21 protein-coding genes and 6 tRNA genes are annotated in these 23,272 nt (G+C 54.5%); 22 read left to right on the top strand and 5 right to left on the bottom strand.

All coding sequences use genetic code 11. The annotated features are described in order from the left end of the window. Positions 1-67 precede the first annotated feature (67 nt). The 6 genes from JFL75_RS00990 to JFL75_RS00965 are packed head-to-tail and all read left to right on the top strand — an operon-like array spanning position 68 to position 4,604. On the top strand, positions 68-907 hold the full coding sequence (locus JFL75_RS00990; RefSeq protein WP_215624837.1) for a DUF8042 domain-containing protein: 840 nt from the start codon (positions 68-70) through the stop codon (positions 905-907). Positions 908-919: 12 nt separating this feature from the next. Continuing rightward, positions 920-2,068 (top strand): PilZ domain-containing protein, encoded by a 1,149-nt coding sequence (locus JFL75_RS00985; RefSeq protein ID WP_215624836.1) that lies wholly within the window; start codon positions 920-922, stop codon positions 2,066-2,068. A gap of 32 nt (positions 2,069-2,100) precedes the next feature. Next, a complete protein-coding gene (locus JFL75_RS00980) occupies positions 2,101-2,364 on the top strand; it encodes a hypothetical protein (RefSeq protein WP_215624835.1) in 264 nt (87 codons plus the stop codon). After that, entirely contained in the window at positions 2,330-2,791 is a 462-nt protein-coding gene (tsaE, locus tag JFL75_RS00975; RefSeq protein WP_215624834.1) for a tRNA (adenosine(37)-N6)-threonylcarbamoyltransferase complex ATPase subunit type 1 TsaE, read from the top strand. The genes JFL75_RS00980 and tsaE overlap by 35 nt, the downstream gene beginning before the upstream one ends. Next, positions 2,788-3,468 (top strand): tRNA (adenosine(37)-N6)-threonylcarbamoyltransferase complex dimerization subunit type 1 TsaB, encoded by a 681-nt coding sequence (gene tsaB / locus JFL75_RS00970; protein ID WP_215624833.1) that lies wholly within the window; start codon positions 2,788-2,790, stop codon positions 3,466-3,468. The genes tsaE and tsaB overlap by 4 nt, the downstream gene beginning before the upstream one ends. Positions 3,469-3,500: 32 nt before the next feature. Beyond that, positions 3,501-4,604 carry an HD domain-containing phosphohydrolase gene (locus JFL75_RS00965; RefSeq protein WP_215624832.1) on the top strand — a complete coding sequence of 368 codons (1,104 nt, stop codon included), beginning with the start codon at positions 3,501-3,503 and terminating at the stop codon, positions 4,602-4,604. A 54-nt stretch (positions 4,605-4,658) separates the two neighbouring features. Here JFL75_RS00965 and csrA read toward each other — a convergent pair whose 3' ends face one another. The 5 genes from csrA to JFL75_RS00940 form a co-directional block, all read right to left on the bottom strand. Beyond that, positions 4,659-4,892 carry a carbon storage regulator CsrA gene (csrA, locus tag JFL75_RS00960; protein ID WP_215624831.1) on the bottom strand — a complete coding sequence of 78 codons (234 nt, stop codon included), beginning with the start codon at positions 4,890-4,892 and terminating at the stop codon, positions 4,659-4,661. Continuing rightward, positions 4,892-5,335: a flagellar assembly protein FliW gene (gene fliW, locus JFL75_RS00955; protein WP_215624830.1), complete on the bottom strand. Its 444-nt coding sequence runs from the start codon at positions 5,333-5,335 to the stop codon at positions 4,892-4,894. The genes csrA and fliW overlap by 1 nt, the downstream gene beginning before the upstream one ends. A 74-nt stretch (positions 5,336-5,409) precedes the next feature. Then, a complete protein-coding gene (locus tag JFL75_RS00950) occupies positions 5,410-6,657 on the bottom strand; it encodes a flagellar hook-associated protein 3 (RefSeq protein ID WP_215624829.1) in 1,248 nt (415 codons plus the stop codon). Positions 6,658-6,660: 3 nt separating this feature from the next. Next, entirely contained in the window at positions 6,661-8,538 is a 1,878-nt protein-coding gene (gene flgK / locus JFL75_RS00945; protein WP_215624828.1) for a flagellar hook-associated protein FlgK, read from the bottom strand. A 17-nt stretch (positions 8,539-8,555) separates the two neighbouring features. After that, on the bottom strand, positions 8,556-9,089 hold the full coding sequence (locus JFL75_RS00940) for a hypothetical protein (RefSeq protein WP_215624827.1): 534 nt from the start codon (positions 9,087-9,089) through the stop codon (positions 8,556-8,558). A 266-nt stretch (positions 9,090-9,355) separates the two neighbouring features. On the opposite strand from JFL75_RS00940, the gene gtfA reads away from it, so the two are divergent. The 16 genes from gtfA (at position 9,356) to lon (ending at position 23,178) form a co-directional block, all read left to right on the top strand. After that, positions 9,356-10,792 (top strand): sucrose phosphorylase, encoded by a 1,437-nt coding sequence (gtfA, locus tag JFL75_RS00935; protein WP_215624826.1) that lies wholly within the window; start codon positions 9,356-9,358, stop codon positions 10,790-10,792. A 299-nt stretch (positions 10,793-11,091) separates the two neighbouring features. Then, positions 11,092-12,378, top strand: a complete 1,287-nt coding sequence (locus tag JFL75_RS00930) for a sugar ABC transporter substrate-binding protein (protein ID WP_215624825.1) — start codon at positions 11,092-11,094, stop codon at positions 12,376-12,378. Between the two features lie 68 nt (positions 12,379-12,446). Continuing rightward, entirely contained in the window at positions 12,447-13,373 is a 927-nt protein-coding gene (locus tag JFL75_RS00925) for a carbohydrate ABC transporter permease (RefSeq protein WP_215624824.1), read from the top strand. Between the two features lie 3 nt (positions 13,374-13,376). Further along, a complete protein-coding gene (locus JFL75_RS00920; RefSeq protein ID WP_215624823.1) occupies positions 13,377-14,231 on the top strand; it encodes a carbohydrate ABC transporter permease in 855 nt (284 codons plus the stop codon). Positions 14,232-14,243: 12 nt separating this feature from the next. Further along, positions 14,244-15,080 carry an MBL fold metallo-hydrolase gene (locus JFL75_RS00915; protein WP_215624822.1) on the top strand — a complete coding sequence of 279 codons (837 nt, stop codon included), beginning with the start codon at positions 14,244-14,246 and terminating at the stop codon, positions 15,078-15,080. A 48-nt stretch (positions 15,081-15,128) separates the two neighbouring features. Further along, the gene (locus JFL75_RS00910; protein WP_215624821.1) at positions 15,129-16,115 is read left to right on the top strand and encodes a LacI family DNA-binding transcriptional regulator; all 987 of its coding nucleotides are present in this window, start codon (positions 15,129-15,131) and stop codon (positions 16,113-16,115) included. A 125-nt stretch (positions 16,116-16,240) separates the two neighbouring features. Continuing rightward, positions 16,241-16,312: transfer RNA gene (locus JFL75_RS00905), tRNA-His, on the top strand. 90 nt (positions 16,313-16,402) lie between these two features. Next, a tRNA-Arg gene (locus JFL75_RS00900) sits at positions 16,403-16,476 on the top strand. Positions 16,477-16,510: 34 nt separating this feature from the next. Beyond that, positions 16,511-16,583 (top strand) — tRNA-Lys (locus tag JFL75_RS00895). Positions 16,584-16,636: 53 nt separating this feature from the next. Further along, positions 16,637-16,708 (top strand) — tRNA-Gly (locus JFL75_RS00890). A gap of 532 nt (positions 16,709-17,240) precedes the next feature. Continuing rightward, a tRNA-Leu gene (locus JFL75_RS00885) sits at positions 17,241-17,321 on the top strand. Between the two features lie 48 nt (positions 17,322-17,369). Then, a tRNA-Gly gene (locus JFL75_RS00880) sits at positions 17,370-17,441 on the top strand. A 91-nt stretch (positions 17,442-17,532) separates the two neighbouring features. Next, on the top strand, positions 17,533-18,900 hold the full coding sequence (gene tig, locus JFL75_RS00875; RefSeq protein WP_215624820.1) for a trigger factor: 1,368 nt from the start codon (positions 17,533-17,535) through the stop codon (positions 18,898-18,900). Positions 18,901-18,912: 12 nt separating this feature from the next. Continuing rightward, positions 18,913-19,527: an ATP-dependent Clp endopeptidase proteolytic subunit ClpP gene (gene clpP, locus JFL75_RS00870; RefSeq protein ID WP_215628685.1), complete on the top strand. Its 615-nt coding sequence runs from the start codon at positions 18,913-18,915 to the stop codon at positions 19,525-19,527. After that, on the top strand, positions 19,511-20,761 hold the full coding sequence (gene clpX / locus JFL75_RS00865; protein ID WP_215624819.1) for an ATP-dependent Clp protease ATP-binding subunit ClpX: 1,251 nt from the start codon (positions 19,511-19,513) through the stop codon (positions 20,759-20,761). Before clpP ends, clpX begins: the two co-directional genes overlap by 17 nt. Beyond that, entirely contained in the window at positions 20,758-23,178 is a 2,421-nt protein-coding gene (lon, locus tag JFL75_RS00860) for an endopeptidase La (RefSeq protein WP_215624818.1), read from the top strand. Before clpX ends, lon begins: the two co-directional genes overlap by 4 nt. Positions 23,179-23,272: the final 94 nt, after the last annotated feature.

Here is a 23,272-nt window from a genome sequence, read left to right as displayed (position 1 = left end):
TGAGGATATACCGAACCGGCCCGGACCCTGACAGGCTGTACGGCGAATCACACGATTGGGAGTTACCATGAATCTGACCATCAACGGCGAAGGAGCAGAAATTACCCTGGAATCCGAAGAGACCCTGGGAGAACTCCTCTCGGGCCTGGAGGATTGGCTTGCGGGCTCGGGCTACTCCTTAAGCGGTATAACCATAAACAACGAAAAAATTTCCGCCGGAAGCATCGGCGAGGTATTTGACCGGAAGCTGTCCGAGATTGACGTTCTGGATATTCAGACAAGCAATCTCTTTGAACTGCTTCTGGAAGCCCTGATTGTCGCCCGGGATATTCTCGAGGCATACCGGGAAGCGGCCTTTGACAGCCGGCAGGAAATACAGCAGGACTGGGAAGGCAGCGCCGCGGCCAGTTTCCTTTCCCACCGGAATCCGGAACTCTTCGGGATCATTGACGCGGCATTGTCCGGGGAAGGGCTCTCTCCGGATCAGGTCCTGGCCCTGACGGATGAGCGGATCGCCGAAATCAGCGCCCCCCAGCAGGCGCTGCTGCAGCTTGAAACGATTATCGACGGAGTATCCCAGCGGCTGGAGGACCTTCCCCTGGATCTCCAAACCGGCAAGGACAGCCGGGCCACGGAAACGGTCCAGCTTTTCTCAAACATTACGGAAAAACTCTTCCGGCTTATGGCGTATTTAAACTCCCGGGGTTTTGAATTTGAATACCAGGGAGACAGCGGAGCGACCTTTGACAACTTTTTTGAAGGATTCGACGCGACCATAAAGGAAATGCTCGCCGCTTACGAGGCGAAGGACGCCGTTCTGGTGGGCGATTTGGCTGAATACGAGCTGGCCCCGCGGCTTCGGCTGCTTTTCGGCATATTGAAAAAATCAGCGGAAAAAACGGTGTAAGGGTATATGGATATGGGTATCTTTGGGAACAGCATGTTTCTCCTCCAGGACGACATTGTCTGGTTTAAAGAAGAAGACCCCGTGGTCTCAACGATTTTTCTCGTAACCCTGGCGGTTATTATTATCGCCGTTATTGTGATAAATATCGTCAGGAACGGAATCGGCGCCGGTCCCAAAGGCAGCGGCAGCGGCGGCGGCGGCAAAAGCAGCGGATCCTCAACGAGAAATTTCAGCATATTCCAGATGCGCAAGGTAGCTTCGTTTTATGGTCTCGATAAAGACCAGACAAAGCTCCTGGAGTACGTTTTTAAAAACGACGGGGTCTCAAATCCCGAAACGGTTATGCAGAATGTCCCGTCCCTGGACCGGCACTTCAAACGGGCCTATAAATCCATTGAAAAAAGCGGCGAAAGCGAACAGGAAGTCCAGGATTTCCTGACATTGCTTTTTTCTATCCGGAATACCGTGGAAGCGGCCCAGCCGGACAAATCCGCCGCCGCGGGCCCCGCCCGCAGGATATCCGAAAACATGGCGGCGGTACTATCCACCGCCAAAGGCGCGACCTACCCTGTCCGGGTCATTTCATCCAAGGGCAACCAGCTTCTGGTGGACTGCCCCCGGAATTCCCTGGGAACACCGGTTAAATTCGCCCGGGGCAGCAAGATAACCCTTTCCTTTTTCACAAACCTGAGCAAGGGATTTTCCATTGAAAGCCGCGTCCAGGATGTTCTCGAAACACCCCAGGGACTGGCGCTGGAGCTGGCACATTCCAGCAAAGCCATGGCTTTGACGAAACGCCGGTTTAAACGCAAGGAAGTCACCATTTCATGCTATTTTTCCATCGTTCATATTGAAGAAATCAAACGGGGAAGAAAAACCGAGCGGAAAATGTCAGTGGATCCCCGCCGTTCTATGGGAACCATTCTGGATATTTCCGCCGGAGGATGCGCGGTAAAAACGACCTCCGTTGTCCCCGTGGGTTCCCGGATTAAGATTACCTTTGAAAACAGCGAAGGACGGTCCCTGGCGGCCCTTGGCCAGGTCCTGAGGACGAACCGGAGCGGTGGACTGGGAATTATCATGCACATTAAATTTATCAAGATAACGAGAAAAAGCCTCAACGCGGTAAACGCCATGGTCTTTGGCTATGACCAGGATTGACCCTACATCATAATTAAGGATATTTTAATCAGATGCAGATTATTGAGCTGAAGGATATAGTGCGGAAGGATCATCCTATTTATTACCGGAGATTCTATACCGGGACTATTGTCATGGAAATTCTCAGTAAAACCGTGGAAAGGCATATAGATTTTTCAGTAGAGATTATGCCCACCGGCAAAAAGGAAATCAACGTGACCTTTGACCAGCCGGTGGATTATCCTATGGTTCCTCTGCTGAAAAAGCTGAAAACATATATCGATGATTTTGACAGAAGCGGCGGATTGCCTGTCTGATTATATAAGCGCCTCTCCGGAAGAAACCCTTCGCATCGGAAAAAAACTGGCGGCGAATCTGCGTCCCGGAAGCGTTGTGGCCCTCCGGGGAGGGCTCGGAGCCGGGAAGACACAGCTTGCCAAAGGCATAGCCCGCGGGCTGGGTATCCGGGATGAAGTTACCAGCCCAACCTACACAATTGTGTCCGAATACGAAGGGGAGATCCCCCTGTACCATATCGACGCGTACCGGCTTCGGGGGGAGGATGATTTCTCCGCCATGGGAGGCGAGGAGCTGATCTACGGCGGCGGAATAAGTATTATTGAATGGAGCGAACGCATTCCCGGCTCGATCCCGGAGGATGCCGTGGTTGTCGAAATCGAAATTACCGGTCCCCGGGAACGGAAGATAACCATATCCGCCCGGGGATTACCTGAAATACAATGAATATACTTGCCCTGGATACCGCCACATCCATACTTTCCGCCGCCCTTTCCTCCGGAGACGGTATGCGGTATACCGAAATTGACGCAGGGCTCCGCCATTCGGAGCTTCTCATGGAAATTGCAGATGATCTTATAAAACAGGCGGACCTGACACCAAAGGACCTTTCCCTGATAGCATGCATGCAGGGTCCCGGCTCGTTTACGGGCCTCAGGATCGGCTTCTCCGCGGCAAAGGGCATGGCCCTTTCTCTGGGAATTCCCTTCATATCGGTCCCTACCCTGGACTGCATGGCGGCCCATTGCGCGGTATGGCCCGGGGCGGTGCTGCCGGTGATGGACGCGAAGAAAAAAAGCTTTTTTACGGCCCTCTACCGGGGGGAAAACCGCGTTACCGAGAACCTTGACGCGGAGGTCCAAACAATACTGGAACTCCTTCCCCGGGATACCCCGGTCCTGGTTACCGGGCCCGACGCAGATCTGTTTATCCGCGCCGCTTCATCCTTTGTACCGGAGGGGACGTTGATCCTCGACCCGGGGCGGCGCCGGGGAAATGCAAAGGAATTATTGGAAAAAGCGCGAAAACTATATATATTAAATAATAGCGGTGATAATCTGGAAAGCGGTCCCGTGTATATCCGGAAAAGTGACGCCGAATTATCGCTCCGCGACAAACAATAGTTTTTTAAAAGTTTTTTCATTGGGGAGGCACTGTGCAAAACCAGTTCCATCCGGAGGACGTTATTGAGGAATTGGATGAAGTTTTAGAGGATTTGGAGGAAACAGACCTTCAAGATCCTGCTTTTGAAGATGAGGACGTTGTCTTAGAGGCCCCGCCGGATTCGTTCATTTTTAAAAGCAGCATTTTTCCAGTACTGATAATCAACCGGAATTTCAGGATAATTTATGAAAATCCCGCTTGCCACAGACTGTTTACCGGATTTTTTAAACTTGAAGGCAACCAGCTGTTTGATGTTTTCGGAAAGTCCTTCGGCCTTGAGTCAATCAGGGATATCAGGGATACCGTGCTGCATGGCAAGAACGGCTTTTCCTGGAAGGGTATCTCACGCCTGAAAACCCGGGAAATCGAAACCGTGGAAACCAGGGTTTTCCTGTTCCCTTCCGAAGTCAATACCCGCGACCCGAATGAATTCGTGGTCTTGTTCGACGACGTTACCGAGGAAAACAAACACCTGCTCCGCAGCGTCTTTATGAGCCTCCTGGAAGCTTCAAAGCTCAAGGACAACGATACGGGCCAGCACATTACCCGGGTCAATTACTACTCCCGAAAACTGTCCGAGGAGCTGTACCATAAGCCCGGATATGAGCATATCGACGCGGATTTTATCGACGATATCGGATTCCTGGCATCCATGCACGATGTGGGGAAAATCGGAACCCCCGACGATATTCTCAACAAGGAAGGGCCCCTTTCGGACTGGGAATGGTCGGTTATGCAGGAACATACCAAGAACGGCGCGTATATTCTGTCGACGTACCCCAATCCCATGGCAAAGGAAATCGCCCTGAGCCACCATGAACGCTGGGACGGGTCAGGCTATCCTTTCCAGCTGGTCGGCGACATGATTCCCCTTCCCGCCCGTATCGTGGCCATAGCGGACGTCTACGATGCCCTGCGGATGAAACGGAGCTACAAGGACGCTCTGGATCACCGGTCAACGGTAAAAAAAATTAAGGAGGAAAGCGGTACCCATTTCGATCCGTCCCTGGTGGAGGTGTTCTCTGCGATAGCCGATGATTTCGACGCAATTTACGAAGAGCACAAGGATATTGGGACGAAAAACCCCAACTCCTGAGAAAGGCCGGGTCCGCGGCGGTTTCCGCCGCGGACAGCCCGGAAAGGGTAATTTTTAAAGCGGTTTCCGTTCTTCCGTGATGCCGAGTTCGGGGATGACCGGAGTCGATTCCATGGCGGCTTTATTCTCGGCCTTGATGGCGTCGAAAACTTCCTGCCGGAAAACCTTAACGTGCTTTGGCGCGTCCACCCCGAGACGGACCTGATCTCCCCGGACTTCTATTATCGAGATGGAGATATCCTCTCCGATCATTATCTTTTCGTTGACTTTCCTGGATAGTATGAGCATTACTCTTTCCTTGCAGCCGCAAGTTCGGCCATAATATCGTGTTTCGTTTTCCAGCGCTGGTCTGCAAGTACGGCCTGACGGCCGGAACGGGTCTCCCGGTTGATGATCAGCGGTCCCTGAAGGTTGGCTGTCATTGGACTCCCGTCGGAAGGTATGGTAACGATGGAGAAGATCAGGGCCTTCTCCGGATCGGAAAGGCCGATTTCGGATAATTCGCCGTCATCAATATCCAGTTCGTAATCCGGCCGGAACAGGAAGGGGTTAATCAGAATAAAGGCGACCTGCTCCACCTCCAAAGACTGGAGCCAGTAAAAGGGCTGCCGTTCCGCATCCAGGATAACGTAGTCCGTAAATGCTTCAAATCCGAACAATCCCTTGGGAAAGGTGATTTTCTGCCGTTCATCCACATCAATGAGGCCGTAGGCCTTTGTTGCAACCTTCAATTGTATCTCCTAACTAAGCCAAGGGACCCCGGAACGCCTGTCGGCTAACCGGGCCCGGCGGGTATCCAGTTTTACTAACGCAGGAAATCCAGCAGGGTCGGCTGGATAACCTTGGCGGCGGTCTGCAGCGCCGCGCGGTGGGCAAATTCCATCATTCCCAGGTCCGTGGCGGCCTCGGCAAAGTCGAGACCCGCTTCCCGGGACAGAGCGGCGGTGACATTGGGAATTTCCGCGTTGATCCTGCGCCAGGTAGTTTCTACCCGCTCGGACCGGCTCCCGATTTCCGCAAGACGGCTCTGCATATTTCCCAGGGCCAGATCCATACCGCCGATGCCCTGGCTTCCCACGTATTCGCTGTCGCCCCGGAACAGGGCGTCCCGGAGACGGATTACCATGTCAAAGGCGGAACCCCCGGAAACCCGGGCGGCGCTGTGCCAGTTCGGCGCGTTGGAATCACTGTTAAAAGCCACAACCCCGAGATCCTGCAGGACCGTGGAACCGACCTTATCCTCCATACGGATAAGATGGGCGGTGGTTCCCTCCAGGGCGAGCCCCTTTGTCTCGGGATCCACATAGGCTTTGACCGGAGCCGGGGAATCGTTTATTTTGGCCACGATGGCCTGGATGGTGTCCCCGGGGTTTACGGTTATTTCCTGTCCGTCCACGAAAAATCCTCCCGGGGAAGTGACCCGGTAGTCCGTGGCGTCAAAGGATGAAAAAATCTGCATTTTCTCAGCCCAGAAGGCCTCGCCGCCGCCTATATCCAGCACCGAATACGCGTTTTCAGAGATTTCCGCCTTCCGGTCAGCGCCGGCGCCCCGGTACTCCACCCGGACGACCATGGACTCGCCGCCTCCGGCGACGGTACCTTCCACCAGTCTGAAGGGTTCGGTAAAGGCCTTGTCCCCGGAAAAAAGCCGATTCCCGTCGGGCCCGGTGGCATTGGAGATCTCCACCAGTTCCTTGAGCAGCTCGTTGATCTCCACCGCCATGTTCTTCATGTCCTCAGGAGCGTATATACCGTTGGCGCCCGTCACCGAGAGTTCCCGGATACGCTGCAGAATGCCTTCGGCCTGCTGCAGATAGCCTTCGGTTACCCGGTAATGGTCATTTGCGTAGAGGGCATTTTTCTCGAACCGTTCCAGGCGGGTCAGATAGGACTCATACCGGACCGCGTGGGACGCCGCTAAAGGATCGTCCCGGAGTTCCTTGATCCTGGTCTGGCCGGCGATTTTATTCTGAATATCGTTCAGGCGCTGTTCCTGGCGCCGGAGATGAAACTGCATATCCGCATTGGGCATATCCGTTGAAACCCGTCTCATGGCTTACACTCCCATCCGGTTGATTATGGTATCCAGCATATCGTTTACCGTTGTAATAAACCGGGCCGCCGCGGCGTACCCGTGCTGGTATTTGATCATCTGGGACAATTCCTCATCGATATTAACCCCGGAAATCGACTGGCGCATATCCTTGAGCTGCTTCATGATAAGATTCTGGGTTTCCAGAGCCCGTTCGCTCTGTTCTCCCATGAGTCCGACCCGGGCGACGGCGTCGGCGAAATAATCGTCGAAGGTGCCGAGCCGGCCTACCATGACTTCATTGTACCGGATGGACGCAATAGCGGTGGCGGCTTCGCCGTTCCCCACATTGGCGGGCCGGTCGTTGAGGCCGTATCCCGCGGCGACCGAACCGGGATCCTTGAGGATCGACGGATTCACCTCGATCCATCCCGAAGGATGGGCTACGGGCGCCACGGTATAGTTGATGGCGCCGCCGGTGAGGGAGGCAACCGCGTCGGCGCCGCCCCAGTCGTAGGCGCCTTCCGGCCCCGAAGCGTTAAGCAGGCCGGCGTAGCCCTGGAGGAGCCGTCCGGAATCCTCGATATGGCGGATCACGAAATCAGGGTTGCTCCAGTCCTCGGCGGGGGTTCCCTTGAGGGACAGCCGGCCTTCCCGGTCGAGCCGGGCGACGACTTCCGCCCCGGAATTGTTGATCCGCTGGATGACTTCAGCCACCGTATCCGTGGGATAATAAGGAATATCCACGGTCCCGTCCGCCGCCGAGAGGGTGATTACCCCTTCGAGGCCGATCTGGGCCCTGGGTTCCAGGGTATTGGTCCCCGCGATCCTGAAAATATAGGTTGAATCGAATTCGCCGTCCCCGTTGCGGTCGTAGTTTCCCGTCACGTTGGTGACAAAGGGCCGTTCCGTAAAGAAATCGAGCCCCGTGGTTCCGTTGGAACCATACCCGGGACGGTGGGATTCGTTTACCAGATCGATAAAGTTCATGGTCATGGAATCCAGGCTCTGGATTTCCGACTGGATGGTCGAGTCCCTCAGTTCCACCAGGGCCGCCAGGGAGCCGCTCCGGAAAACCGCGTCGTTGCCGGTTTCTTCCCAGACAATCTTCGAATACCCCTCGGTCTCAATACCCCGCTCCAGGCTGAACTGGCGGCCGATACGGCCCTGGACCAGCACAAAACCGGCGGTATGCACCATAAACTCATCCGGGTCCCGGCTGTCGGTGGTCACATCAATAATCGAGGAAAGCTTGTCCACCAGAAGATCCCGCCGATCCAGAAGATCGTTGGGGTTGTCCCCCTGGGCGCGGATTTTCTGTATGTCATCATTGAGGCCGGCGATCTGCCGGGAAAGCTCGTTTACCCGGGCGACGGTAATCTGGATATCCTGCTCCGCCATATCCTGGAGCCCCTTAAGGCCCTTGTACCGTTCGTGGATGCTGTCGATCAGGGTTTTTCCCCGTTCGATCACCGCCCTGCGGGGGGCGTTGTCCGCGGGATGGCGGGCAAGTTCCTCCCAGGAATCCCAGAAGGCATCCATCCGGCCCCGGACGGAGACATCCGCGGGTTCGTTGTACATTCGCTCCATCATGAGCACGTACTTATCCCGGGTACCCCAGTACCCTTCCCCGCCGGCCTGGGCCACAATGCGCTGGTCCAGGAGCTGGTCCCGGATCCGTTCGATCCGTTCCACCACCACCCCCTGGCCGATCTGGCCGGGAGTCTCCTCACGGTTGAGTCCGGGAAGGTAAATTGGTTCAAAGGGTGAAAATTCCACCCGCTGCCGGGAATATCCCTCGGTGGAGGCGTTTGAAAGGTTGTGTCCGACGGTGGTTAATCCCTGCTGGTGGGCCGAAACAGCCCGTTTTCCGATTTCTATGCCCTGAAAGGTAGATGTCATGGTAACTCCTGGAATTCCTATAAACTGCGGTTAAGCACCATACTTCGCATATCCGAAGGAATCTGGGTGCCCCGGCGGGAATACAGCCGTCCCTTCCGGTCCGGAAACGCGGCTTCGAGAAATTCCGATACGGTTAATTTAGCTTCGTTTATATAATGCATCAGCGAATCGTTGGCTAAACGGATCCGCAGAATGTACATTTTCAGCTGCCTGTAGAGGCTGGTCATGGCGTGGCGCTGCCCCAGGGGAAGCCGCAGAGCCATGGCGTAAAACCCTTCTTCCTCGGCGATACCGTCACCGGCCTGGGAATACCGGGCGAACAGCCGGGTCCGCTCAAATTCCAGAGCTTCAAACTGGTCGCTGAGGTCGTTGAGGCTCGATATTTTACCATCAAAATCAACCCATTCACGGTTCATCACCGCCTTCCGTACCAGATCCTGGCAGGCGGACAGGTTTTCCAGGACCGTAACCTCCTGGCTGAGGATGAGCATGCAATTATCAAAATCCTCACCGGAATGGCCGTGCCGTGTTTTTCCCTGACTGGTATTCATATCCTACCCCCACAAAAGGAAATCCCGAAGAATTCCCCGGTTCTACTTTTCAACTATCGGCAAGCCAGTATCCGCGGTTTATACTATTTAGAAAAAAACCATAGTTTTTTCATACGGCAGGCCCCCGGACCCGGTATTGCCATGCTGTTTTATCGGTGCTCTTATTTCAATATGATAAACGATTGACATAATTACCATTTCCGGCGTATGATATCCACCGGAGCGGAACCGGAGTTCCGCGTATTCACGCGTACAGGGAAATAAGGATGAAGAATAAACCCGTATTGATTACCTATCCCGACTCTTTGGGAAACGACCTGTCCGATCTGAACAGAATCATGGATACGTATTTTTCCAAAGCCTTCGGCGGTATTCATATTCTCCCTTTTTTCCCATCCTCCGGTGACCGGGGATTTTCTCCCGAGGACTACAGCCGGGTGGATCCAGCCTTTGGGGACTGGGATTCAATTCATGCCCTGGGGGAAAAATACGATCTTATTTTTGATTACATGATTAATCATATTTCCAGAAACAGCCGGTTTTACCGGGATTTTCTTGAAAGGAAAGACGATTCGCCCTATAAAAACCTGTTTATCCGGTATAAGGACTTCTGGCGTGCCGGAGAACCCACCGCGGAACAGGTTGATCTGATCTACAAGCGGAAGCCCTGCGAGCCCTGCGTAACCGCGGAATTCGCCGACGGCACCGCTGAAAAAATATGGAGTACCTTCAGCGAAGAGCAGATCGACCTCAATACGGCCAGCCCGGAGGGCCGGGAATTCCTGGCGGATACGCTCCGGGGTCTCGCGTCCCACGGGGCGGCCATGGTGCGGCTGGACGCTTTTGCCTACGCGGTTAAAAAAGAAAATACCAACTGCTTCTTTGTGGAACCGGAAATATGGGAACTCCTCAATTACTGCGCCGGGATTCTCCGGGATAAGGGTGCGGAAATTCTCCCGGAGATCCATGAACACTACACAATTCAGAAAAAAATAGCGGACCAGGGATTTTACGTATACGATTTCGCCCTTCCCATGCTGCTCCTGCATGCTTTGTACTTCGGGCAGACCCAATATCTGCGCCATTGGCTGGAAATATGCCCCCGGGAACAGTTCACCACCCTGGATACCCACGACGGAATCGGCGTGGTGGATGTAAAGGACCTTCTGCCGGATGGGGAAATCGAAAAAACCAAGGAACATCTGTTCCGGTACGGGGCGAATGTCAAAAAAATCTACAATACCGCGGCGTACAACAACCTGGACATCTACCAGATAAACTGCACCTATTATTCGGCCCTGGGGGATGATGACGACGCCTACCTGCTTGCCCGGGCGGTGCAGTTTTTCTGCCCCGGTATACCCCAGGTCTACTACGTGGGCGCCCTGGCGGGGAAAAACGACCTCACCCTGCTGGAAGCGACCAAGGAAGGCCGCAATATAAACCGCCATTACTACTCCGAAGCAGAAATTCACGGGGAAATGCGGCGTCCGGTGGTGCGGAAACTGCTGGCTCTTTTGGAATTCCGCAGCAGCCACCGGGCTTTTTCCGGTGATTTTGCCCTGGAAGCGCCCGCCGGACACCAGCTCCGCCTTACCTGGACCGCGGGACCGGACCGGGCGAGTCTTCTGGCGGATTTTGCCTCCCGGACCTTTGAAATAACGGTTTCTCAGGGGGAAAATAACCGGATTCTTGAGCTATAGATATTTCAATACAGCAATATGACAAACGTTTTATATATGATAATCGATAAATACTGGGTCAATTTTACCCATTTATATATAAAAAACTCGAATATTACCGTGTATTTCTGCTTATAAAATCAAAATATATAAAAATACCACAAATAATTCCAAAAAAATATGTTTATTGATTGACATATTAAAAAAGCAGGGTGATAATAGACCATCCCAGCACTTTCCGGAGCGGCGCAGCCGCAGTTTTTGATTACTGTTTTTCGGAAAGCGGCCGGGGTATACAGTACATTTTTCGGAGGAACGCGATGAAGAAAATTTGGCAGAAAGCAGCGGCTTTGTTTGTCTGCGCAATCCTGGTCACTGCGGCCGCGGCGGCCGGCGGATCCGGCGAGACGAAATCCGGCGACAGCACGGTAAAAATCTGGATCAGCGCCGGGGCGGAGGACAATATTTACCGGGATATGTTCCGGCAGATAAGCGCCGACACCGGTATTTCCATCAAAGATGAATACTACCCCAAGGATGAACTGAACAATAAACTCCAGCTGGCTCCGGTTGTCGGGGACGCCCCGGATGTTATCGTTCTGGACGGTCTGGATGTGGCGTATTACTACGATGTGGGTATGATCGAGAACATCGATTCCCGGGTTTCACCGGATCTGCGCCGGGACCTGATGCAGTCGGTGATCGACGAATCCACCTACGACGGGAAACTCCACGCCGTAGCCCAGTTCGATTCCGGAATGGCCATGTGGGCCAACAAATCCATGCTTCAGAAAGCCGGAGTCCGGATTCCCGTTTCCTACAAGGAAGCCTGGAACAAGGCTGAATTCGAGGATGCCCTGGCGAAACTCAAGGCCAGCGGCGTAAAATTCCCGCTCTACATCCGCCAGAACAACCCTTCCAGCCTGTACTTCACCTACCTTCCGGTGGTGCGGAGCTTCGGCGGTGATTTCCTCAACCGGAATACCATGCTCGCGGAAGGCACCCTTAACGGACAAAACACCGTGGCAGCGTACCGGTACATGGCGTGGCTCGGCGATCAGGGGTATATGAACCCCCTCTGCGACTATGAGGACGGCTTCTACGGACGGAAGGAAAGCGCCCTCTCCCTGGTGGGCCACTGGAAATACACCGACCACGTGAACGGCCTCGGGGACGACGCGATTCTCGTTCCCATTCCGGATTTCGGCCACGGGGTATTCACCGGTTCCGGGTCTGTGGTCTGGGTGATGAGTACCTCGGCGACGGAAAACGGCAAAGCCGACGCGTCCTGGAAGGTCATGGAAGCGGCTCTCCAGCCGAAATACATCAATATGGTAACCGACTTCAACGGTGCCATTCCGTCGCGGCTTTCGATCCTCAACTCAAAGGATGAATTCAAGCCCGGCGCGCGGCTGTACCTGTACCGGGAACAGCTTGAAGCGGGGATCAGCTACCTCCGGCCCCTTACCCCGGCGCACATGACCATCTGGAGCGCGGTCCGGGATGCTACTACCGATATCCTCGTGGGTGAGGATGCCCAGAAAGCTCTGGACGACGCGGCCAGATCCACGGATGCTATTATCAAGGAAAACGGCTGGAATAAATAATACCTGCTGCCCGGCGCGAGCCGGTAAAAAACCGGAAGGGCCCTGCCCTTCCGGCGTAAGGAGTTTCCATGACGAGACAGGAAAAAGCGGCGGCACGGGCACTGAGAAAGAAAAACCGTATCCGGGACGGCCAGACCGCGGTAGCCTGGCTGTACGCGGCGCCGGCGCTGCTGGTTATTTCCGTGTTTATCATTATCCCGTTTATCATGTCCACGGCGTATTCCTTTACCGACAAAATGCTGGTTGCCCGGGCGGGAAGGCCCGTGAGCTTCGTTGGTCTTGCGAATTACGTAAAAATGTTCGAAAGCGCCGCCGTGCGCCAGGCCTTCGGCAATACCTTTATGTACGCCCTTTTGGTGGTACCGGCACTGATCGTGCTGGCGACTTTACTGGCCCTTCTGGTAAACAGAAAAATACGGGGCGTTTCCGTCTTCCGGACCATTTACTTCAGCCCCCAGGTAGTCACCATGACGGTTGTCGCGGTAATCTGGTCATTCATCTTTTCTCCCAGCAGCGACGGATTCATGAACTCCCTTCTGGGCTTGTTCGGCATCCCGCCCCAGACCTGGCTCAAGGACCCGAACCTGGCCCTGGGCAGTATCGCGGTGATGTACATCTGGCAGGCTTTGGGGCTCCAGATGGTTATTGTCCTCGGCGGGCTCCAGTATATCCCTGAGGAACTGTACGAAGCCGGATATATGGACGGCTGCAACGTACTCCAGAAATTCTGGCACATCACCATTCCCATGCTGAAAAATACCCTGGTCTACGTCCTGGTTTCCAATACAATTTACGCCCTGCGGTTGTTTACCCAGGTATTCGTTCTCACCAACGGCGGCCCCAAGGGTTCCACCAATACGGTGGTGTATACCCTGTATACCGCGGGCTTTACCAACAGCCAGGTGGGCTACTCGTCGGCTATTTCGGTGGTTTTCTTCCTCATCGTACTGGCCATTTCGCTGCTGCAGAACAGATTTCTCGGAAAGGAGGAGTAACCGATGGCCGTTGCCATGAGTTTGCGAAGGAAAATAATAACCCAAGCGGTTTTTTATACAATATACGTACTGGTTGCATTCCTGTTTGTGTTTCCCCTGGTGTACCTCGGGGTGGCTTCCCTGAAAAACGACACCCAGATCGTGGCGGATATGTCGTCGATTAAGGCCTTTATCCCCTATGGGGAGCTGTCCTTCAATAACTACATTTCCATCATGAATAAAATGGATTTCTTCCGGTTCTTCAGGAATTCCACGGTGGTTACGGTGATAAATGTCGTCTTCGGGACGGTCATCAACGCCATGATCGGCTACGCCCTGGGGCTGCTCCGGTTCAAAGGCAGGGGGTTTCTGATTTCCCTGTGTATTGCCCTGGCGATTATTCCCACCGAGGCGGTGATCATCAGCCGCTTCCTGGTCACGAACCAGCTCAAAATGCTCAACAGCTACGCAGGACTGGCGGTGCCCACCATCGCCACACCTATGTATATATTCCTGTTCTACAGCCATTTTAAGGGAATGCCCCGGGAGCTCCTGGAAGCGGCGGTGGTGGACGGCGACAATTACGCTTCGATCTTCTGGCGTATCATGCTCCCGCTGTCGAAGCCCATCTGCGCCACCGTGGCCATCATGGCTTTTATACGGACCTGGGGGGACCTCCTGTGGCCGACCCTGGTCACCCGGGACGAACGGTTCCGCACCCTGCCCCAGGCCCTGCGGGCGCTGTCCACGGATGTCTATATATTCTGGGGGGAAATCTTCGCCTTCGGCACTCTTATGGTCATCCCCGTATTGATCGTATTCCTGCTGTTCCAGAAACAGTTTATTCAGTCCCTGGCCATGTCCGGCATAAAAGGATAAAGGGGAACAATCATGAAACTCCAGTATTTGGGAACCGGCGCGGCGGAGGGCATGCCCAGCGTGTTCTGCCAGTGCGAAGCCTGTGAAAAAACCCGGAAACTTGGCGGGAAAAACGTGAAGATGCGTTCCTGCGCCCTGGTCAACGACCGGCTGCTCGTCGATATTTCCCCGGACATCAACGCCCAGATGATCCGGTTCGGGATAGACGGTTCGGTCATCAGCGGCATGATCACCACCCATTCCCACCGGGACCACCTGGACCTGTTCGCCCTAAGCGTCAGGGCGGCAAAATACGGGACCATCCGACGGCCGGAATCGGGGGAAAATTCTTTTCATATTTACGGAAACCGGGCCGTGGGCAGGGTTCTCGAAACGGAACTGCCCGAAAACTATACCTTCGTGATTCCCGGTATTCTGAAATACCATTACGCGGAACCGGGTGTCCCTGTTACCCTTGAGGGGGTCACCTGCACGCCGGTGCCCGCGAACCACGATCCGGCGGAGGACTGCTGCGTGTACATTCTCCATGATGAAACCGGGGATATTCTCTACGCCAACGATACGGGAACCTTGAGCCCCGAATGTGACGGACTGCTGCGGGACCGGAAGTTCCGGGCGGTGAGTATGGACTGCGCCCGGGGAACCCTGCCCGGGGACGGCCACATGGGAATCACGGAAAACCGGGAGCTTAAGGAGCGGCTGGAAAAGCTGGGCTGCGTCGATTCCGGCACCCGGTACATTCTGAACCATTTCTCTCATATGTGCGGGCTGGTCCACGACGAACTCCAGGAATTGGCGGAACAATATGGATTCGAAGTCGCCTATGATGGTATGATTGTCGAAACCTGATTCCTATGGATTCTTGAGAAAAAACACGGCCGGGTCGGAGGGCGCCAAATGGCAACATTGAAGGATGTGGCGGAAAAATCGGGGGTCACGGTCACCACTGTTTCGCGGGTGCTGAACAACCGGGGCTATATCAGCGAAAAAACAAAAGCCAAGGTCTACGCCGCCATGAAGGAGCTGAATTACCAGCCCAATGAGGTGGCCCGGGCCATGACCCGGAAATACACGAATATCATCGGCATCATCGTACCCTCCCTGCTCCACCCTTTCTTTAATACCGCCCTGAATTTTTTTGAAAAATACGCCTCCCAGTACGGATTTAAAATCATGGTCTGCAATTCCAACCGGTGCCGGGAAAAGGAACTGGAATACATCGACATGCTCAAGTCGAACCGTGTTGCGGGGATTGTGCTCTGTACCCGTTCCTCGGATATGGATCTGTATTTCGATACATCATTCCCGGTGATTTCCTTTGAACGGATGGTTTCCGACACCATCCCCGGGGTAATCTGCGACAACTACCAGGGAGGGGTTCTGGCGGTCCAGTGCCTGGCCAACAGCGGGCGGAAACGGCTGCTTATCCTCAGCGGCAGCGTTGAATACCACCTCCCGGCGGACGACCGGATACAGGGATTCGTCGATACCTGCAAAAAATCCGGGGTCGAAGGTATTGTCTGTCCCTCATCGGAGCGTCAGTTTGAAAACCGGGATTATTCAGTCTGGATTGAGAACGCCTTAACCGATAACCCCGGGGTTGACGGTATTTTCGCCACCAGCGACGTTATCGCCGCCCAGGTAATCCAGGTCTGCACCGCGAAGGGCATCCGCATTCCCGGGGATATCAGCCTGGTCGGCTTTGACGATGTGGAGCTGGCGACCCTCACCACGCCGCGGCTGACCACAATCCACCAGCCCATCGAGGAAATGTGCCGCTATTCGATACAAAGCATTGTCCAGAAACTGAACGGCGAGACGGTTCCGGTAAAAATGATCCTCCCCGTGAGCCTGGTAAAACGGGAATCAACGGAGAATACGTAACCCGGGAAAACCGGCGGACCCATCAGGGAAAACTTCAAAATGGGTCCTGGCTGTGTTCCCCAATATACGCTCCCCCTTGACTGGGAAGGCTATTTTTGGCATAGTAAAAACCATTCCAAACCATGGTGGATGTAGCTCAGTGGTAGAGCTCCAGATTGTGGATCTGGCTGTCGCGGGTTCAATCCCCGTCATCCACCCGTTCCTTTTATCCAAGTCCTTAAACCCAAAGGCTTGACACGAAAACGCCCTGTGTATAGTATAAAAAAGCATTTTGGCACAAACTGAATGCGTTCGTAGCTCAGCTGGATAGAGCGACGGACTTCGAATCCGTAGGTCGCAGGTTCGAGTCCTGCCGGACGCAGGTTACATTGCGACCAGGGCACTGCCCTACACCCGGGCCGCTAGCTCAGCTGGTAGAGCAGCAGACTCTTAATCTGCGGGTCGAAGGTTCGATCCCTTCGCGGCTCAGAAAACTCCCCTGAATTGGGAAGTTTTTTATTTCAAATTGTGTTGTTAATGATGCGGGAATAGCTCAGTGGTAGAGCGCCACCTTGCCAAGGTGGATGTCGCGGGTCCGACTCCCGTTTCCCGCTCTCAGAAGCCATGGAAACCAAGTTTCCATGGCTTTTTTTATACAATTTTCGCTGGTCAGCAACACCCCGCACCCGCCGCACCCAACACCGAAAACAGCCTCCATACCCGATTCCCCTTCCCGCAAAAGGCAGCACCGGGCCGATTAAGCCAGAAATCACCCGGGAACCCGGAGTGGGGGTGGCGGAAAACCGCAGGTTTGGAGCCAGAGGGAGCAGCCCTCCCGCGAAGGGCAGCACCGGGCCGGTTAAGCCGGAAAGCACCCAGCCGTACTGGTAACGCCGGGTGGCGTACAAACATAGGGAATGAGCGACTTTGGAGGCGCAGCCGAGACAGGAGCCATTCCCTATGTTTGTACGACAGGACCCGCAGCACCGGTACCCACCGGGTGCTTTCCGGCTTGTCAGTCCCGGCGCTCCCCCACAACCTTGACAGGCCCCTTAAAAATCGGCTAAACTCCGTATAACAACGGGACGCCCCTTTCAAAGGAATATGATACCCGGCGCCGTTTTGCGGTGTGGCTTTCAAAACAACGCGAGAGTGGTGAAATTGGTAGACACGCCAGACTTAGGATCTGGTGCCTTTGGCATAAGGGTTCAAGTCCCTTCTCTCGCATTCCGAATGCGCCCAGCCCCGCTGGATACAGAAGGAATGAAGCAGCATGCGGGAATAGCTCAGTGGTAGAGCGCCACCTTGCCAAGGTGGATGTCGCGGGTCCGACTCCCGTTTCCCGCTCTCATGCGGAAGGCGACCCCGCGGGGCCGCCTTTTTTAATCCGAGGATACTGCGTTCGCCCCGGAATACTCCAGAAGCAAAGAGGAAAACAGTGGTCTTATCCAAAGAAATCGCCCATCTTGAAAATTCAGCGGTAAAACTAACCATCACCATCCCCAAGGATGAAGTCCTGGCCCAGTACGGCGGACTGCTTGCGGATTATTCTAAAAACATACAGATACCGGGATTCCGGAAGGGCAAAGTCCCCAGGGAAGTCCTGGAACGGAAATTCGGGGACGCGCTGAAGGACGAGGCCATGGGCCGGATCATGGAAAAAGGCGTCCAGGAAATCTTCGAAGCCGAGGATTTTCCCGAGGACGCCCGCCCCCTGCCCTATTCCACACCCCAGGTGCAGGACGAGCCGAAACTCGACCTCGGACAGGACCTTGTTTTTTCGGTCCAGTACGACGTACTCCCCAAGGTTGACGTAAAAGACTGGAAGGGCATTGAAATCGAAGTCCCCGATGTAAAAGTTGAGGATGAGGATATCAGCCGCGAACTGGAGGCTGTCCGGGAACGGAACGCCCTGGTCATTGACAAGGACGATTCAGCGCCGGCCGCCAAGGATGATGTGGTAACCGTGGACTACACGGAACTCGGCGAGGACGGCCAGCCCGTTTCCGGCGGCGAGCGCCAGGATTACGTATTTACCCTGGGAACGGGGATGAATGTCTTTAAATTCGATGATGAAGTAACGGGCATGAAGAAGGGCGAAACCAAGGAATTCGACAAAACCTACGCCGATGATTTTGATGATCCCGTTCTGGCGGGCAAAACAAAGAAAATCAAGGTAACCCTCAAAGCCGTTAAGGAAAAGAAACTCCCCGACCTGGACGACGATCTCGCCCAGGACGTAAATGAGAAATTCAACACCCTGGATGACCTCAAGAAAAACATCCGGGAACGCCTGGAAAAAAACCTGGACAACCGCACCCGGGAGCTTAAAATCAACAACCTCCTGGAGAAAATCCTGGAAAAAACCGAAGTAATTGTCCCCGAATCCATGATGCGCATCGAACTGGAGTCCCGGTGGCGGAATCTTGCCCGGCAGTTCAACACATCCACCGAGCAGCTCATGAAAATGCTCGGCGCATCCGGCAAGGGAATCGACGAAATCCAGGATGAATGGCGGCCGGACGCCAAAAAGGCCCTTCAGAGCCGGCTGATCGTGGAAACCCTTATGCGGGATATGGGCCTCGAAGCCAGCGACGAGGACGTGGAAAAGGAATTCGAGACCATGGCCGCGGGAATGGACACTTCCGCGGAAGAAATCAGGAAATACTACGAACAGGGTTCCATGAAGGAGTACCTCAAAGAGGATATCAAGGAGAAGAAACTCTTTGAGATCATGCTGGGGGAAACGAAAATTAAAAAGGGAAAGAAACAGAAATATCTGGATTTAATGGGCAATAATGGTTAAATTTACAGTATGATGAATCCATTTATGAACAACCTCGTGCCGATTGTGGTGGAACAAACCGGGATCGGCGAACGCTCCTACGATATCTATTCCCGCCTTCTTAAGGACCGTATTGTGTTCCTGGACGGCGAGATAAACGATATATCCGCAGACCTGGTGGTGGCCCAGCTGCTTTTTCTGGACGGCCAGGATACGGAAAAGGATATTAACCTCTACATCAACTCCCCCGGCGGTTCGGTAACCGCGGGGCTGGCTATTTACGATACCATGCAGTACGTAAAAAGCGATGTCCAGACCATCTGTATCGGCCAGGCCGCCAGCATGGCGGCCCTCCTGCTTACCGCCGGAGCTCCGGGCAAACGTTCGGTGCTCCCCTCCTCCCGGGTTCTTATCCATCAGCCCTGGGGAGGCGCCCAGGGTCAGGCCCGGGATATCGGCATCCAGGCGAAGGAGATTCTCCGCCTGAAAAAGCTCACCATCGATTACTTTGCCAAACATACCGGTAAAGATACGGAACAGATTGCCGTTGATATGGAAAGGGATTTCTACATGTCGGCCGCCGATGCCGTGGCATACGGAGTGGCCGACCGGGTTTTTGTGAGGAATAAAGATGGCAAGACTTCGTAACGGCGGCGGATTTGAACGGGCATGCTCTTTCTGCGGGAAGAGCGCCGACATGGCCCGGCGGCTTATAGCGGGACCAAACGATGTATTTATCTGTGATGAGTGCGTCGAGGTCTGCCGGAAGATTCTGGTGGAGGAAGACCACGATCTTTCAACCCAGTTTACCGGGGATATACCGACTCCCAAGGAAATCAAGGATTACCTTGACTCATTCGTAATCGGCCAGGAAGACGCCAAAAAAGCCCTCTCCGTGGCGGTATACAACCATTACAAACGCATTGCCAACCCCGCGAAGGAGCCGGATGATGTGGAGATCGAAAAATCAAACGTTCTCCTGATAGGCCCCACCGGGACCGGCAAAACTCTTCTGGCGAAAACCCTGGCGAAAAAACTCAAGGTTCCCTTTGCCATAGTGGACGCCACCACCCTTACCGAAGCGGGATACGTCGGGGAGGATGTGGAGAACATCCTTCTTAAGCTTATCCAGAACGCCGGCGGCAATATCGCTTCCGCGGAACGGGGCATTGTATATATCGACGAAATCGACAAAATCGCCCGGAAAGGCGAAAACGTGTCCATCACCCGGGATGTATCCGGCGAAGGGGTCCAGCAGGCCCTGCTTAAGATAATCGAAGGAACCGTGGCGTCGGTACCGCCCCAGGGGGGCCGCAAACACCCGAACCAGGAAATGATCCGCATCGATACCACGGATATTCTGTTCATCTGCGGCGGCGCCTTTGTGGGACTCGATAAATACATCGAGCAGCGTGTCGTCCAGCACCCCATGGGCTTCGGCTCTGATGTGCAGGATAAGAAGGACCGCAATCTCAAGGACCTGTACGACAATCTCCATCCGGATGACCTGATCCGGTTCGGCATGATTCCCGAATTCATCGGCCGGCTTCCCATCACAGTGAGCCTGGAAGAACTGAAGCAGGAAGACCTCAAACGTATTATCACCGAACCGCGGAACGCCATCGTAAAACAGTTCCAGGCATCCATGGCCATCGACGACGTCAAACTGGAGTTTACCGACGGAGCGATCAACGCCATTGCTGATACGGCGATCAAGCAGAAAACCGGCGCCCGGGGACTGCGGGCCATCGTGGAACGGCTCATGACGGATATCATGTTCGAAATCCCCTCCATGGAGGGCCAGAAGCGGGTTGTCATAACGAAAGAGGTTGTCGAAAAATCAGAACCCCCTGAAATTCATCCGCTCCAGAAAAGTGCATGAGTATCCTTTCCGCGCTGAAAGGTAAAAACCAGACCAGCGAGCTTCCCCTGCTCCCTTTACGGGATCTGGTATTGTTTCCCAATACCATGATCCCTATTTTTATTACCTATAAATCCGGAATACAGGCAATTGATGAAGCCCTCAAACGGGATCATTACCTGTTCGCGGCCTGCCGCAAAGGTCCCAGTGAGGAAGATGAAACCTACGCTGAAGGAAGCGCCGCCCGGATCATCCAGCATCTCAAACTTCCCGACGGCACCTTCAGGGTGGTTCTCCAGGGGGAATACCGCGGCAGGATCACCCAGAGGACCGAAAAAGCCGCCTATGTTCTGGTAAAAGTCGTCCCCGTGGGGACCCAGAGCCAGGACGAAAAGAACGACACCGAAATCGCCGCCATGGCCCGGACGGTTCAGAAATCCTTTATCCAGTACGCGGAGCTGTCCAAAAAAGTCAGCACCGACACCCTCACCGCGGCGGACAAGGCGGAAAGCCCCGAACGGCTGGCCAATCTTATCGGCAACGCCCTGTCGGTAAAACCGGAACGAAAAATCGCGCTGCTCTCCGCGGAAACCACCCGGGACCGGCTCACCCTGCTTCTGGAAACCCTGGAGCTGGAAAACGAAATCTTCGGGATTCAGAAAAAGATCAGCGGAAAAGTTAAGAGCCGGATGGAAAAGACCCAGCGGGAATATATCCTCAACGAGCAGCTCAAGGAAATAAACAAGGAACTGGGCAAGGAAGGCACCGAGGATGAATTCGGGGATCTCGAAAAGGCTATTGAGGAAAAAAAGCCCCCCGAGGAAGTACTGGCAAAGGCCAAAAAAGAAATCGGCCGCCTCAGGAAACTCCAGCCCTTTTCTCCCGAAGCCGGGGTTATCCGGACCTACCTGGAATGGATCGCCGACCTTCCCTGGAGCGAAACCACCGCCGATTCCGGAGATCTCGGGGACGCGGAAAAAAAACTCGATGAAGACCATTTCGATATGCGCAAGGCCAAGGAACGTATCCTTGAGTTTATTGCGGTGCGGGAACTTATCTCCCGGGAGCAGGAGAACGGCGGAAACAAGGGGCCCATACTGTGTTTCGTCGGTCCTCCGGGAACCGGGAAAACGAGTCTCGGGAAATCCGTTGCCCGGGCCCTGGGCCGGCGGTTTATCCGCATATCCCTGGGGGGAGTCCGGGATGAGGCCGAAATCAGGGGCCACCGCAAAACCTACGTCGGGGCCCTCCCGGGAAAAATCATCCAGTCCATGCGCAAGGCGGAAACCGTCAATCCGGTGTTCCTCCTCGACGAAATAGACAAACTTTCCAGCGACTTCCGGGGCGATCCGGCGTCGGCGCTGCTGGAAGTGCTCGACCCGGAACAAAATTCAACCTTTACCGACCACTATCTGGAAATGCCCTACGACCTTTCCAAGGTGCTGTTTATCGCCACCGCCAATTCACTCCATACCATACCCTACCCCCTGCTGGACCGGATGGAAATCATCGAGATTCCGGGATACGGGGAGATGGAAAAACTGGCCATCGCGAAACGGTTCCTGATTCCCAAGGAACTGGCGGAAAACGGCCTGGGAACCGCGAAAATAACCTTTACCGACGAAGCCATTCTGGACATTATCCGCCACTGGACCATGGAATCCGGGGTCAGGAGCCTGGAACGGGAGATCGCCCGGTGTGTCCGGCGTATCGCCCGGGACGCGGTAAAAAGGGAATACGGCCTCAAGGAAGACAAACCGGTTTCTTCCTATAAAAAGCAGGTAAAAAAAGAAAGCCTGGAAAAACTCCTGGGCCGGCGGAAATACAAAAAGGATGTGGTGTACCAGGAAGCCCGCATGGGAGTCTCCTACGGACTGGCCTGGACCGAAACCGGCGGAACCATGCTCCCGGTGGAAACCATAGGGTTTGAAGGAAACGGTGAATGCATCATGACCGGCAACCTCGGGGATGTGATGAAGGAGAGCGCCCGGATTGCCCTGTCCTACCTCCGGAGCGCGGCGGACAAATACGCCTACACCATCCATGACATCGGAAAAACCGATTTCCATATCCATGTACCCGAAGGGGCGATTCCCAAGGACGGTCCATCGGCGGGTATTACCCTGGCGGCGTCCCTCCTGTCAACGTTGTGCCAGTGTCCGCCGAAACCGGGAATAGCCATGACCGGGGAACTTACCCTCACGGGGAGAATCCTCCCCATAGGCGGACTCAAGGAAAAGCTCCTGGCCGCCATCAGGAACGGCATGACCGATGTTCTGCTTCCCGCGGACAACCGGGAAGACTGGAACGAGCTGGATAAGGAAATAAAGGAATCCATCACCGTTCATTTTGTGGAGACCGCCGATGAGGCCTTTTCCGTTCTCTTTGACCCTCAGATAAACAGACATCTTTCCCGGAAAAAAACAAGCAAAAAGTAACCGAACTCCCTCATTTCCGCAGAAAACGGCCCACGGCAAGAGAAAATCCACGCAGAGACCAGCCTGGCACAGTTTTCCAACTAAAAAGTACCAT

Origin of the sequence: Breznakiella homolactica (genome assembly GCF_016616095.2) — a bacterium.
In the GTDB taxonomy this organism is placed as follows: domain Bacteria; phylum Spirochaetota; class Spirochaetia; order Treponematales; family Breznakiellaceae; genus Breznakiella; species Breznakiella homolactica.
Note: the sequence above shows the minus strand (reverse complement) of the source record. Positions and strands in the feature narration are given on the sequence as shown.